The 13881-nt window shown below is 69.9% G+C and carries 12 protein-coding genes and 1 pseudogene; 7 read left to right on the top strand and 6 right to left on the bottom strand.

Annotation, left to right across the window (positions count from 1 at the left end):
• Nucleotides 1-62: 62 nt before the first annotated feature.
• Nucleotides 63-872 (top strand): SAM-dependent methyltransferase, encoded by an 810-nt coding sequence (locus OG413_RS33320; RefSeq protein WP_266812080.1) that lies wholly within the window; start codon nucleotides 63-65, stop codon nucleotides 870-872.
• 102 nt (nucleotides 873-974) lie between these two features.
• Here the strand turns inward: OG413_RS33320 and OG413_RS33315 are convergent, their stop codons facing one another.
• A complete protein-coding gene (locus OG413_RS33315; RefSeq protein ID WP_266812079.1) occupies nucleotides 975-1391 on the bottom strand; it encodes a cupin domain-containing protein in 417 nt (138 codons plus the stop codon).
• A gap of 51 nt (nucleotides 1392-1442) precedes the next feature.
• On the opposite strand from OG413_RS33315, the gene OG413_RS33310 reads away from it, so the two are divergent.
• The 3 genes and pseudogenes from OG413_RS33310 to OG413_RS33300 all read left to right on the top strand — a co-directional run bounded on the left by OG413_RS33310 (nucleotide 1443) and on the right by OG413_RS33300 (nucleotide 3625).
• A complete protein-coding gene (locus tag OG413_RS33310) occupies nucleotides 1443-2408 on the top strand; it encodes a GlxA family transcriptional regulator (protein WP_266812077.1) in 966 nt (321 codons plus the stop codon).
• A gap of 137 nt (nucleotides 2409-2545) precedes the next feature.
• Nucleotides 2546-2995, top strand: a complete 450-nt coding sequence (locus OG413_RS33305) for a YchJ family protein (protein WP_266812076.1) — start codon at nucleotides 2546-2548, stop codon at nucleotides 2993-2995.
• Between the two features lie 43 nt (nucleotides 2996-3038).
• Nucleotides 3039-3625: pseudogene (locus OG413_RS33300) on the top strand (GNAT family N-acetyltransferase).
• 72 nt (nucleotides 3626-3697) lie between these two features.
• On the opposite strand, the gene OG413_RS33295 reads toward OG413_RS33300, so the two are convergent.
• Entirely contained in the window at nucleotides 3698-5788 is a 2091-nt protein-coding gene (locus OG413_RS33295) for an MDR family MFS transporter (RefSeq protein WP_266812073.1), read from the bottom strand.
• A gap of 261 nt (nucleotides 5789-6049) precedes the next feature.
• Between OG413_RS33295 and OG413_RS33290 the strand changes: the two genes are divergently transcribed.
• Complete coding sequence (locus OG413_RS33290; protein ID WP_266812071.1) at nucleotides 6050-7303, top strand: cytochrome P450; 1254 nt, start codon at nucleotides 6050-6052, stop codon at nucleotides 7301-7303.
• A 101-nt stretch (nucleotides 7304-7404) separates the two neighbouring features.
• Here OG413_RS33290 and OG413_RS33285 read toward each other — a convergent pair whose 3' ends face one another.
• From OG413_RS33285 to OG413_RS33270, 4 genes are all read right to left on the bottom strand, one after another.
• On the bottom strand, nucleotides 7405-8619 hold the full coding sequence (locus tag OG413_RS33285; protein ID WP_266812069.1) for an acyl-CoA dehydrogenase family protein: 1215 nt from the start codon (nucleotides 8617-8619) through the stop codon (nucleotides 7405-7407).
• 4 nt (nucleotides 8620-8623) lie between these two features.
• Entirely contained in the window at nucleotides 8624-9097 is a 474-nt protein-coding gene (locus OG413_RS33280) for an SCP2 sterol-binding domain-containing protein (RefSeq protein ID WP_266812067.1), read from the bottom strand.
• 100 nt (nucleotides 9098-9197) lie between these two features.
• Nucleotides 9198-9461: a hypothetical protein gene (locus OG413_RS33275; protein ID WP_266812065.1), complete on the bottom strand. Its 264-nt coding sequence runs from the start codon at nucleotides 9459-9461 to the stop codon at nucleotides 9198-9200.
• Between the two features lie 227 nt (nucleotides 9462-9688).
• The gene (locus OG413_RS33270) at nucleotides 9689-10903 is read right to left on the bottom strand and encodes a helix-turn-helix domain-containing protein (RefSeq protein ID WP_266812063.1); all 1215 of its coding nucleotides are present in this window, start codon (nucleotides 10901-10903) and stop codon (nucleotides 9689-9691) included.
• A gap of 812 nt (nucleotides 10904-11715) precedes the next feature.
• Here OG413_RS33270 and OG413_RS33265 point away from each other — a divergent pair.
• Entirely contained in the window at nucleotides 11716-12648 is a 933-nt protein-coding gene (locus OG413_RS33265; protein ID WP_266812061.1) for a hypothetical protein, read from the top strand.
• Between the two features lie 307 nt (nucleotides 12649-12955).
• A complete protein-coding gene (locus OG413_RS33260; protein ID WP_266812059.1) occupies nucleotides 12956-13624 on the top strand; it encodes a hypothetical protein in 669 nt (222 codons plus the stop codon).
• Nucleotides 13625-13881 lie beyond the last annotated feature (257 nt).

Genomic DNA, 13881 nt, shown 5'->3' with positions numbered 1-13881 from the left:
GCCCCATATCTCTTTGTTCTCTGTGAACGTCGACGTACGGACAATTAGTTACGGAGCGTGCCATGACCGGGCAAGACCCCCAGTCCATCGAGATCGACACCAGCAAGCCGCATCCCGCGCGGATGTACGACTGGTTCCTCGGCGGCAAGGACAACTACCCGGTCGACGAACAGATGGCCCGGCAACTGCTCGTGCTGGACTCCCGCGGCCGGGACATGGCACGCGTCAACCGGGCGTTCATGCACCGGGCCACCCGCTGGCTGGCCGAGCAGGGGGTACGCCAGTTCCTGGACATCGGCACCGGCATACCGACCGAGCCGAACCTCCACCAGATCGCCCAGCAGGCGGCCCCGGACGCGCGCATCGTCTACTGCGACAACGACCCGATCGTGCTCGCCCACGCCGCCGCCCTGCTGCGCTCCACCTCGCAGGGCGCCACCGAGTACATCCAGGCCGACGCGCGGGAGCCTGCGACCATCCTGGCCGAGGCGGGAAAGGTCCTCGACTTCGACAAGCCGATCGCGCTGTCGCTGCTCGCGCTGCTGCACTTCCTGGACGACGAGGACGGTGCCGCGGAGCTCGTCGACCGTCTCGTGGGGCAACTGGCCCCCGGCAGCTATCTCGTCCTCTCGCACACCACCGGTGACTTCAACCCGGAGGGCGCGGCACAGGCGCGTGCCATGTACAAGGCGCGCGGCATGACGCTGCGGCCTCGCAGCCGTGCCGAACTCGCCGCGTTCTTCGACGGACTCGACCTCGTGGAGCCCGGCGTCTCGCTCTCCGCCGACTGGCACCCGGAACTCGGCGAGGTCATCGATGTCCCCGGTGACGAGCCGATCCCCGGATACGCGGGCGTCGCCCGCAAGCCCTGACGGCGCCCCCAAGCCCTGACCGTGCCCGTCACCGGCGGCCGGCGGACAGGGTGACGCCCGCGGCGATCGTCGTCGCGAGCGGCCACCCGGTCCTCATGTGTTTCAGAGCGCGAGCGCGTGACCGGTCGTCGCGTCCACATGGTCGGGGACCTCGTCGTGCGCGTCGCCCACCGTCGACGTACCGGACGGCTCGAAGAGCATGAGCGAGGCGCCGTCCGCCGAGGACGGCCGGTGCCAGATCCCGCGCGGCACGACGAACACCGCGCCGCGCTCCAGCGTGACCGCCCGCTCGCCGCCCGCCTCGCGCAGGGCGATCTCCAGGGCCCCGTCCAGCACCAGGAAGAACTCGTCCGTGTCCTCGTGGACATGCCACACATGCTCGCCGCGCACCTTCGCGGCCCGCACGTCGTAGTCATTGACGCGGGTCACGACGCGCGGGCTCCACAGCGCGTCGAAGGTGCTCAGCGCGTCGCTCAGCAGGATCGGGTGTGCGGCGGGTCCTGTCGTGTCATCGCTCATGCCGCCATCGTGCCCGTCGACGCACGAACCGGGGAGTGATAGGAATCGCATATGGCGAAAGAATCCTCTCACCGGGTCGTCTTGATCGTCTCGGCCGGTTCCAACCCCTTCGAGATGAGCGTGGCCACCGAGATCTTCGGTCTGCGCCGCCCCGAGCTGCCCGTTCCCTGGTACGACTTCGCGCTCTGCGCCGCCACCCCGACGGTCCGTATGCACTCCGGCTTCTTCCAGCTCTCCGGCATCGCCGGGCTCGATGCCGTGGACCGCGCCGACACCGTGATCGTGCCGAACCGCCCCGATCCCGAGGCCGCCGCCGACCCGGCCGACCTCGACGCGATCCGGCGCGCCGCCGCCCGCGGCGCCCGGCTGGTCAGCTTCTGCACGGGCTCGTTCACGCTCGCCGCCGCCGGAGTGCTGGACGGCCGCCGCGCCACCACGCACTGGCGGTGGGCCGACACCTTCACCGCCCGCTACCCCCGGGTCCGCCTCGACCCCGACGTCCTGTTCGTCGACGACGGACAGATCATCACGGGCGCGGGCAGCGCCGCCGCCCTCGACACCGCGCTCCACCTGGTGCGCAGCGACCACGGCGCGGAGATCGCCGCGGCCGTCAGCAGGCGTCTGGTCTTCACGGCGCACCGCGACGGTGGCCAGCGTCAGTTCGTCGAGCACCCCGTGCCCGCCGTCCCCGACACCTCGCTCGGCCCGCTCCTGGAGTGGGCCGGAGCGCACATCGGCGCCGCCCTCGACGTGCCCGGACTCGCCGCCCGCGCCGCCGTCAGCCCCGCCACCCTGCACCGCCGCTTCCGGGCCCAGCTCGGTACCACCCCGCTGGCGTGGCTGACCGAACAGCGCGTCACCCTGGCCTGCCGCCTCATGGAACGCGGTGAGGAACGCCTCGACGTGGTCGCCCGCACCAGCGGACTCGGCACCGCGACCAATCTGCGTACCCAGCTCCGCCGCCGGACGGGCCTGACCCCCACCGAATACCGCCGCCGGTTCACCCCGGCCCCCTGAGCCGATGCCGCCCCGGGACACAACGGACCCGATGAAACGCCCCGGCTCCCTGCCCCCATGCCGCACCGGGTGACAACGAACTCCAGGCCGCACCGGGTGACGACGGACCCCACGTCGCACCGGGTCACAATGGACCCATGTCACGACGCACCTCCCGACCTCGGCGGCCCGCCACCGCCGGCCCGCAGGCCCCACGGATCACTCCCACCTCGCCCTGCCCCTGCGGCCTGCCCGCCACCTACGGGGACTGCTGCGGCCCCCTGCACTCCGGAACGGCCGCCGCCCGGAGCTGCGAGGCGCTGATGCGCTCCCGGTACACGGCCTTCGTCGTCCAGGACGCCGCGTACCTGCTGCGCAGCTGGCACCCCGACACCCGGCCGCCCGCCGTCGACTTCGACCCCGCGATGCGCTGGGTGCGGCTGGAGATCCTGGACACCACGGAGGGCAGCGCCTTCCACACGACGGGCACGGTCACCTTCCGGGCCCACTACACGGACAACGGGCGGCCCGACTCGCTCCACGAGCAGAGCCGCTTCGTGCGCCACCAGGGTGCCTGGGTCTACGCGGCGGCCGTCTTCGTCGGCTGAAAAGCTGTTCACGGTGGTGCCGACAGCCCCGTACGATCCGCGCATGAACGAGGATGCCGAGCAGCCGGACACCGTACGAGAACGCTTCCGGCGGGGCCGCACCGTGGCTTTCACCCCGATCGAGCCCGACGACGCCGGACTGATCCAGCGCTGGCGCTCCGACCCGGTCGCCGCCCACGAGACAGGCATCTGGCCCGGTGCGCTGTACGAACTCCGCGAACGCATCGAGGGCTGGATCGAGGACCGGACCCGTGACGACTTCCTCGTCCTCCTCGCGGACGGCACCCCGGCCGGCCATGTCTCGCTCAGCGAAGAGGACTTCGTCGACGGCACCGCGGAGGCGTATCTGCTGCTGGCCCCCGAGCACCGGGGCCAGGGGTACGCCGCCGACGCCCTGGCGGCCCTGACCGATCTGGCTTTCGGTGAACTGCCGCTGCAGCGCGTCGAGGCGGTCACCCACACCGACAACACCGCCGCGCTCGCCGTCCTGTCCGGCGCGGGCTTCGTCCAGGAGGGGGTACGCCGCTCCGCCTGCCTGTGCACCGGGGCCGCCGCTACGACAGCGCGCTGCTCTCCCTGCTCCGCGAGGAGTGGGAGGCGCAGAGCCGCCCCCGGTCCTGGGAACACTGACACCGTGGGAACCCCGACGGTCCGGGTGCGCCGCGACCACCCGGCGGGTGCCGGCCGGAAGCACGGCCGACCTCAGACCGGGGTCCCCACCCGCGTCGCCCCCCTCACCCGCGCCGCCGGGGACAGCTCCTGGGCCAGGTCCTCCGCCAGGAGCCGCTTGGCGATCACATCGACGGCCGCCCTCAGCTGACGGTCGTCCGGCCGGGCACCGTCCTCGGCCAGCCGGGCGTTCAGCCACTGGCCCCAGGCGCCGGAGATCGTCGCGGCCTCGCGCCGGCCCGCCGCCGTGTGCGTGAACAGCCGGCCGTCCCCGGTCAGATAGCCCTCCTCGATCATCCGGTCGAAGACCGGCACCAGCACCTCGGGCGGAATCCGGTGCCGGGTCGCGATCAGGCCGAGGCCCGCGTGGCCCACCATCCGGGTGAACAGATCGACCTGCATCACCGCCCACGCCCCGGCCATGTCGAGCCGGGTGTCGGAGTCCGCCACGATCCGCCGCGCCGTGTCCGGACCCGCGTCGTGCAGGATTCTGGCCACGGCGAATTCGAGCAGCTTCGACGAGTCCCCGGTGCTGGGCTGGGCGAATCCCTCACCCATGTCCGTCGACCCGGCGCGCGCGGAGTCCCGCAACTTCACCTGCTTCAGGAACAGCGCCACGACAAACCCGATCAGGGCCACCGGCACCGTCCACAGGAAGACCGTGTGCAGGGTGTCCGCGTACGCCTGCGCCAGGGGCGCCGACTGGACGCCGGGCAGGGCGTGCAGGGCCTGCGGGTTCTGCGAAGCCTTGGCCAGCGCCGCGGGATCACCGCCCGCCCGCACCGCCTCGGCGACGCCTTCGGCCAGGTTGGGCTTGAGCGAGTTGGCGTAGATCGTGCCGAACACCGCCGTGCCGAAGGCACTGCCGAGCGTACGGAAGAAGGTCACGCCCGACGTGGCCGTGCCCAGGTCCGCGTAGTCGACGGTGTTCTGCACGGCGATCGTCAGCACCTGCATGGACAGCCCGATGCCGAGCCCCAGCACCAGCATGTAGAGCGACTCCAGCCACACGCCGCTCTCCGGTCCCATCCGGGAGAGGAGGAAGAGCCCGACGGCCATGATCATGGAGCCGATGATGGGGAACAGCCGGTACTGGCCGGTCTTGCTCACCACGTTGCCGCTGAAGATCGAGGCGATCAGCAGGCCGACGACCATCGGCAGCGTCCGCACCCCCGACAGCGTCGCCGAGTCCCCGTCCACGTACTGGAGATACGTCGGCAGGAAGATCATCGCGCCCAGCATCGCGAAGCCCACGATGAAGCTGAGGATAGAGCAGACCGTGAAGACCGGGTTGCGGAACAGCCGCATCGGCAGCATCGGTTCCCTCGCCCGCGTCTCCACCACGCAGAACAGCGCCAGGGCGACGAGACCGCCGATGAACAGACCGATGATGGCCGGTGAGCCCCAGGCGTACTCGTTGCCGCCCCAGCTCGTCGCCAGGATCAGGGCGCTCGCCCCCACCGCGACCAGCGCGATACCCAGATAGTCGATGACCGGCCGACCGGCCGCCTTCACCGACGGAATGTTGCGGGCGGCGGCGATGACCACCACGATCGCGATCGGCACATTGACGTAGAACGCCCAGCGCCAGGTCAGATGGTCGGTGAACAGCCCGCCCAGCAGCGGTCCGATGACCGTCGAGATACCGAAGACGGCACCGATCGCCCCCTGGTACTTGCCGCGTTCCCGCAGCGGGATCACATCGGCGATGAGCGCCATGGACGTCACCATGAGACCGCCCGCGCCGATGCCCTGCATGCCCCGCCAGATGATCAGCAGCAGCATGTTCGACGCGAGACCGCACAGGAACGAACCGGTGATGAAGATGATCGCCGAAACCTGGAAGACCAGCTTCCGCCCGAACTGGTCACCGAACTTGCCGACCAGCACCGTCGCCACCGTCTCGGCGAGCAGATACGCGGTGACCACCCAGGACATATGGGAGGCGCCCCCGAGGTCCGAGACGATCGTCGGCAGGGCCGTTCCCACGATCGTCTGGTCCAGCGCCGCCAGCAGCATCCCGAGCACGATCGTGGCGAAGACGATGTTGCGGCGGCGTCGGTCGAGCACGGGCGGCGCGGCGGCACTCTGCGCGGCGGGGGCGGTCTCGCTGGCAGTGGTCACGTTTGCACCCTCACACCGGCCCGCACCGACCGCATGCGGGCCGAGGCCGGACGGGTCAGGCCGACGGTGCCCGCGGAGAGCTCTTCAGCCGGGCCACGAACGCCCCCCTGGAACTCCTTCGCCACCCGGCCGAGCGAGAGATCGGTGACCAGGAGGACGGCGGGCCGCGGACCGGCAGACAGGGCGTTCCCCGGAGGGTGTGTGCACGGACGGATGATCAATAGCCTTGACTGCGTTGCCCGTTCCCGACCCTGGAGCGTCATGACCTCTGCGCCGCAGGAGCCGACCGCACCGCACGTGTCGTCTTCGCCCGACATCCTCTCGCCCGCCTTCGCAGCCGATCCGTACGGGGCCTACCGGACCATGCGCGCCGACGCGCCGCTGATCCGGCACGAGGCCACGGACAGTTACCTCATCTCCCGGTACGAGGATGTCGAGCGGGTCTTCAAGGACAAGGCCGGCGAGTTCACCACGGACAACTACGACTGGCAGATCGAACCGGTCCACGGCAGGACGATCCTCCAGCTCAGCGGCCGGGAGCACGCCGTACGACGGGCCCTGGTCGCGCCCGCCTTCCGGGGCAAGGAGCTCCAGGAGAAGTTCCTGCCGGTCATCGAACGCAATGCCCGCGAGCTGATCGACACCTTCCGGCACTCCGGCGAGGCCGACCTCGTCGAGGCGTTCGCGACCCGCTTCCCCGTGCTGGTCATCGCCGACATGCTCGGCCTGGACAAGGCGGACCACGACCGGTTCCACGGTTGGTACACCACGGTCATCGCCTTTCTGGGCAACCTCGCCGGGGACCCGGACGTGGCGGCGGCCGGGGAGCGGACCCGCCAGGAATTCGCCGCGTACATGATCCCGGTCATCCAGCGGCGCCGGAACGCGCCCGGCGACGACCTCCTCTCCGCGCTCTGTGCCGCCGAGGCCGACGGCGTACGGATGAGCGACGAGGACATCAAGGCGTTCTGCAGCCTGCTGCTCGCGGCGGGCGGCGAGACCACCGACAAGGCCATCGCCTCGATCTTCGCCAATCTGCTCGGCCACCCCGATCAGCTCGCGGCGGTACGCGAGGACCGCACCCTCATCGACCGGGCCTTCGCCGAGACGCTGCGCTACACCCCGCCGGTGCACATGATCATGCGGCAGACGGCGGTGGAGGTGGAGCTGAGCGGCGGCACGGTCCCGGCCGGTGTCACCGTCACCTGTCTGATCGGCGCCGCCAACCGGGACGAGTCCCGTTACCGGGACCCCGACCGCTTCGACATCTTCCGCACCGACCTGACCGGCACCACCGCGTTCTCGGCGGCGGCGGACCATCTGGCGTTCGCGCTCGGCCGGCACTTCTGTGTGGGCGCGCTGCTGGCCAGGGCCGAGGTGGAGGCCGGGGTGAACCAGCTGCTCGACGCGATGCCGGACGTGCGCCTCGCGGACGGTTTCGTCCCGTCGGAACAGGGCCTTTTCACCCGTGGGCCGGGCTCGCTGCCGGTGCGGTTCACCCCGGTCGGAGCCTGACCGGCCCGGAGGCGACCGACGGCCCGGGGGCGGGCCCGGTCAACGCGGGGTGCCGCCCGGTAAGCCCATGGGCGTACCGGGCGGCACGGCGGCCGTGCGGTTCAGCGGATGTGACGGCCGGAGATCGCCCGCGCGATGACCAGTCGCTGGATCTCGCTGGTTCCCTCGAAGATCGTGTAGATCTTGGCGTCGCGGTACATCCGCTCGACCGGGTGTTCCCTGCTGTACCCGGCGCCGCCGAGGATCTGGATGGCCTTCTCCGTTGCCGAGACGGCCAGTTCACCGGCCCGCAGCTTGGACATGGAGCCCTGGCCCGCGTCGAAGGTCCGGTCGTTGCGGGCCATCCAGGCGGCCTGCCAGATCAGCAGGCGTACGGCCTCGATCTCGGTACGGAGGTCGGCGAGGGCGAACGCGATCGACTGGTTCTCGATGATGGGACGGCCGAACGCCTCCCGCTCCCCGGCGTACTCCAGCGCGTACTCGTACGCCGCCCGCGCGATGCCGAGCGCCTGCGCGCCGACGGTGGGGCGGCTGACCTCGAAGGTGGCCATCGCCGCCTGGCCCTTGGCGGCGCCGCCCTCACGGGCCCGCGCGAGACGCCTGTCGAGCTTCTCCTTGCCGCCGAGCAGACAGCGGCCGGGTATCCGTACGTCGTCGAGGAACAGGTCCGCCGTGTGCGAGGCGCGCAGCCCCAGCTTCTTGACGGTGCGGCCCGCCACCAGGCCCTCGGTTCCCGGGGAGACGATGAACGCGGCCTGTCCGCGGGAGCCGAGCGCCGGGTCGACCGAGGCGACGACGACATGGATCCCGGCGATCCCCCCGTTGGTGATCCACGCCTTCTGGCCCCGGAGCACCCATTCGTCGCGGGCCTCGTCGTACCGGGCCGCGGTGGCCATGGCGGAGACGTCCGACCCGGCCTGGGGTTCGGAGACGCAGAAGGCCGCGACCTTCGGGTCGGCCGCGTCGCCGTAGCACTGCGGCACCCACTCGGCGAGCTGGTCGGGCGTGCCGGAGGCGAAGATCCCGGCGACGGCGAGCGAGGTGCCGAAGAGAGCCATGCCGATCCCGGCGTCGCCCCAGAACAGCTCCTCGTTGGCGATCTGGAGGGAGAGCCCCGTCGGGTCCCCGTACATGTCCGCGAGCGATTCGAAGCCGTACAGACCGATCCGGGCCGCCTCCTGTATGACGGGCCAGGGGGTCTCCTCCCGGGCGTCCCATTCGGCCGCCGCCGGGCGGACCACCTGGGCGGCGAAGCCGTGCACCCAGTTGCGCAGGTCCTGCTGTTCCTCGGTCAGTGCCAGCGAGAAGAAGCTCATCGGCTCAGACCTTCGGGATGTCGAAGTAGCGGGTGAGCCCCGAGGCCAGGCCGACATCACCGGCGATCTTCAGCTTGCGCATCATGAACATCGTCACGGGGTTGCCGTTGCCGGAGACGAGCCGGAGGAATTCGGCGTCCGCCATGACGAGTGTCGTACGGGGCTCGGCCTCCGAGCGGCCCCGGGTGATCTCGCAGGTTCCCTCCGCGATGGCGGTCTCGAAGATCTCGTCGCTCTCGCCCGTGATCTTCCAGCGGATGAGGGCCGTGAGCTGTCCTGCCGCCGCCGGGCGGAACTGCTGCCTCATCCTGCCGAAGACCTCTTCGAGGACGCGGATGCGCAGGGGGCCGCGCATCACCTCGCCGAGCTGACCGGCGGACAGGCCCTTGACGATCCGTGCGAACTCCTCGGGGGAGACGGCCGAGAAGTCGAGCCCGGCCAGTTCGTCCGTCAGGTCGCCGCTGCTGTTGTCGGCCACGACAGTTCCTTACTCTGAAGTAAACTTACTTTTGAGTAAGGTAAGGGTCGCGCCGCCGCTCCGCAAGCGGTCGGTGCGCCGGGCGGACGGTGGCCGGGAGTCACCACGTGGAGCCCGGACCCACCGCCAGCCGGGGGTGATGGGCGGCGAGCATCTTGTTGGCGCGGGCCAGTTCGGACAGCGCCTGTTCGCGGTCGGCCTGGTCCTCGATCCCCAGGCGCGGCCCGCGGAACCGGCGGACCTCGCGGGCCGCGCAGTCCGCGTCGAACTCCGCCTGGAGGATGTGCGGTGGGATGCAGGAGCCGATCAGCGCGGCGACCCGGTCCGGGATCGGGACGGGGACGAGCAGGTGCGAGGCGGTCATGGGGGGTTCCCTCTCGGATGGTTGGCCAGGAGGCGGTGCCGGGATGCGGCTGCCTGGTGGGCGGCCGGCTCCTCCATGTCTACGGGACGTGGTTCCGCGTTTCTCGTTGGATACGTCTCCGTGTCGCAACCGTTTGGGACTGACCGTCTATTTCGCCTTACCCGTGGGTAAGTTGATCTGCCGCGCCGATCGTGCATCCGCCCCGAGGGGCGGGAGCGCGCGCCCCTTCAGGCGGGTGGGGCGTCGCTGCGGGCGCGCAGTTGGAGCGCGCGCAGTACCGCCTCCGTGGAGAACCGGCTCTCCGGGTCGACCAGTTGGTCGCCGAAGATGTTCTCCAGATTGCGCATGCGGTAGCGGACGGTCTGTGGATGCACATCGAGCAGTTCGCCCATCTGGGCCGCGGTGCCGCGGGTGTCGAGCCAGATTCTGAGCGTCTCGACCAGTCGTTCGCGACGGTTGACGCTGATGGTGGCGACCGGGGCCAACTCCCGCTGGGCGAGCTGGTCGAGGAGTGCCGGGTCGGACAGGAGCCACAGGGTGATCAGGTGGTCCTCGCACCGGATGAACGGCGCGTCGTCGATCACGCCCGTGTCGACGAGTTCGAGTACCCGGCGGGCCCAGCGGATCGAGTCCGAGGCCAGGGCGGTCGGGACGGTCAGCCCGATCGCCGCGCGCGCGGTGGGCAGGGCCTGCTCCAGCATGGATCTTCGTGCGTCGTCGATCGGCCCCGGAATCAGTAAGTGCGGCTGCGGATCGCTGAGATCGGACAGGACGTCGCGGTCGGCGCAGAGCCGGTCCAGACCCGCGGGGGCTCGTACGGCGATCAGCGTGACCTGCTCCGGCAGGGCCCAGCCGGTCTGCTCGCACAGATCGGCGATGGCGCTGCGCGGTACGGGGCGGCCGGCGAGGATCAGGTGCAGGAGGCGGCGGCGCATGGCCTCGCCCTGTTCGCCCGACTGGGACTGCACTTCCAGGAACCCCTCGCGGGAAAGGGATTCCAGCTCATCGACGTAGGTGAAGAGCGCGTCGGCGAAGCTCAGCATGAGCGTGGGGGAGAGGTGGTAACTCTGCCCGACCTTCTTCGCGCGCCGCAGCGCGACCCTCGCACCGAGGCGATAGGCGCCCTGGAGGGTCTCCATGCTCCGTCCCTCGTACGCCTCGAACCGTCCGAAACGGCGGCACATGTCGTCGCGGAGGGTGGTGGAGGCGGAGGGCTCGGCCACCAGGTCGACGAACGAGGAGAGGCTCTGCTCCACGCCCACGCGCATGGCCAGTCCGTTCGGGCCGTCGAGCAGCCGGGCGTATTCCGGGTACGCCCGCGTGACTTCTATGCCGATTTCCTTGATGAGACTGGGCAGTTCGGGCCGCATCATCGCGGCGAATTCCTGGGGGAGGGGCCCCAGCGGGTCTTCGGTATCCAACGGCTGTATGAGATGTGGCATGCGTGTCCCCTTGCTCTCGGCGCCCGGTGGTGGGGTGAGGCGGTGGGGGGAGGCGCTCCCACGAACCGACAGGTGCGTACCAAGTCCGCGATGAAGATAGACCAAGTCACGGGTACTGCCCACCTCTTCGACAAGATCGGAGTGCAGGGGGCACACATCTCGGCCGCGTTGTGGTGCTGCGGTGCAGGTGGGACGGAGTGCTCACTTTCGGACAATGTATTTCGGCCGCTTGCTCGGCGGTCGACAAGAAACTCCATTCGCGGCCGGCGCGGATCCGGCCGAGGGCTCCGGACCGCCCGGCGGGCGTACCGGATTCGACGAGTGCGGGGGCGCTCACCACGGGGAACGCGAACCGGGGTGCCCGTGACGGCTGCCGCCGGTGGGGGCGTGAGCCGTACCCGGGCGCGGGATCGAGGTGTCCGCCGCCGGGCGTCGCCGTACACCGGCCCGGTGTGCGCGACCGGCGGGATTCCTGCCCCGCGGACCCGCGTTCGGTCCCATAAATGCGCACCACTTGATAAAGCGGAACCGTTGCTGTGCTCATTTCCGGATCAAAATCCGCGCTGCGTAAAAGATCTTAGACGGACGGATTGTGTCGCCCTGTTTCTCGCGAGTAACATCACGCCTCGGTCAATTCGGGCATGAAATCTGCCTGAAATTTGATGCTCAGACCTTTCGTTCTTCCGGTCCACCCACGATGCACCGCAGACGTCGAGCTGTCGGCGCACGCCACCTCCACGTCCGGGCATTGCCGAAACCGATCAACTCCGTGGACAAGGCCGTCACCGCGGCGGCAGTCAAGAGGGGACGACATGAGATCCGCTTCCACCAGAACGCGTGTGGGGCTGCTCGCAGCCTTCACGGCGTTCACTGCCCTGCTCTCCACCGGCTCGGCCACCGCGGCCAGTCAGCTGAACGGCAACTGGGCGCCGTTCAGCCGCTGCCCGGTGGACGCTCCCGCCATGCTCGCGGCGGACGGCGTCAACGACGTCGCGACCTGTATCTCGTCGAGCTCGGCCAGCGGCTCCATCAAGCTCGGCAAGTCGCAGGTGCCGACCGGCAACAGCGACCTCCAGCTCGGAGTGATCCAGCACAGTGACGGAACCACCACACTGGTCCCCCCGTCCGACGGCGCGCTCATCGCGGATTCCGCGGAAATCCCCGGTGGGCTGCTCGGTCTCATGTGCCCGAACGGCATCCCCGTCATCTCGGGCATCTGCAAGCAGCTCACGGACAACAGCCTCAACCGGGTGACGGCCACCATCGAACCGGCCGGGGCGCCGCGCGACTTCCATATGGCCGGGGCCTTCTCCACCGGTCAGCCGATTCTCACCATCCCGGTCCGCGTCCACCTGAAGAACCCCTTCCTCGGGGACAAGTGCTACATCGGCACCACGGCGAATCCGGTTCTGCTCAAGCCGCAGAACCTGACCCAGCCCTCGCTCTCGCTCCAGCGGTTCGCGGCGAACGGGGCCACGGACGAGGCGGGCGAGATGGGCCGGTACACCTTCGACAGCGCCGACCAGGGGGATGCCGCGTTCGCCGTCCCGGGCGCCAGCGGCTGTGGGGCCGGGCTCCTGGACTGGGCGGTGAACCTCAAGACGGGGCTGCCGTCGGCCGCCGGCAACAACAACGTGGTCCTGGACAACACCTCGACCTACTTCGCCAGCCCCTATACCCCGGCGAGCCTCGCGCCGAACGAGGGCAAGGAATTCTCGCGCTTCTGGCACTCGGCGCTGAAGTAAGGGCCGAAGCGCGCAACGGAATTCTGTGCCACCTCTTCTCAACTCCGAATTGGCGCAGTAAAGTTCCGGTCAGTAGTCATTGAGTCGTCAAATGGATCGGCATCATTGCGGGAACCGAAATCGAATGCCTGGCACGATCGCTGCCCGGGAGAGCCGCCGAATTAAGGCGTCGATAGGTTCACGTTCAGCTGTATCCCCTTCGCTCGCGAACGGGAGTACTTCCCCCAGAAATCCGTGCCGGACAGTGTTGTGCCCTTTCGGGCGCAACTCCGACGGCCCAATTCCCCAACGGGACAGGAGAAGTTCCATGCTCAAGAAGACGCGTATTCTCGCCGCATTCGGTGCCGCCGCCGCGGCGGTCGCCCTGGCCACACCGTCCGCGATCGCCGGACCCACCGCCGCCTGGAACATCGCGCCGGCCGGAGCGTTCACCGGCACGGCCGGTGTCACGACCCTGACGGACAACGTCGGCAACGTGATCCAGTGCGCCACCGCCTCCGCCAACGGCACCGCCTCCTCGCCCGTCGCCGGGCCGGTCCTGGCCCAGATCACCGGCGCCTCGTTCAACGCGCCGTGCACCGGCCCGTTCGGCAGCACCTGGACCGTCACGGCCACCACGCCGTGGACGATCAACGGCAACACCCCGGGCGGGTACACCGCGGGGTCCGGCACCAACGGCACCGGAAAGACCACCGGCTGGATCGGCGGCATCACCGCCACGGTCACCGGCTCCAGCGTCCTCGGCCCGTGCACCTTCAAGGTGACCGGCACGGTGGACGGGGTCTACAACAACCCGAGCGCCGGGGGCGCCAACGGCACTCTGGCCGTGGCTCCGGCCGCCACCAGCCCCCGTCTGCTGACCATCGGCAGCAAGGTCGGCGGTGGCTGCGGCATCGTGGGCGCGACGGCGACCTTCAAGGGCACGTACAACGTCGTGGCCGCCGCGGGTGGCTCGCCCGTCATCACCTACAGCTGATCCGTAGGCGGGGATCGCTCGGTCACATCGCCCGAGCGCTCCGGCCCGGCCGCGGTTCACGCGGCCGGGCCGGACCCGTCGGTGAGGGCCGCCGGAATACTCACGAACTGATAAACAGGCCCGCGTTTCTTGTCACTCTCCTCGTGTTCTCGCCCCGGCCCGGAAGAGCCGGGCGCGAACCGCTTCCCAAGCCTCTCGGGCGCCGCGTAGCGTACCGACCGGTAAGCGGCCGTGGACGCCTGCGGAGACCCGGTCAA

It is taken from the genome of Streptomyces sp. NBC_01433 (assembly GCF_026340105.1).
Classification (GTDB): domain Bacteria; phylum Actinomycetota; class Actinomycetes; order Streptomycetales; family Streptomycetaceae; genus Streptomyces.
This window is presented reverse-complemented; position numbering and strand designations above follow the sequence as displayed.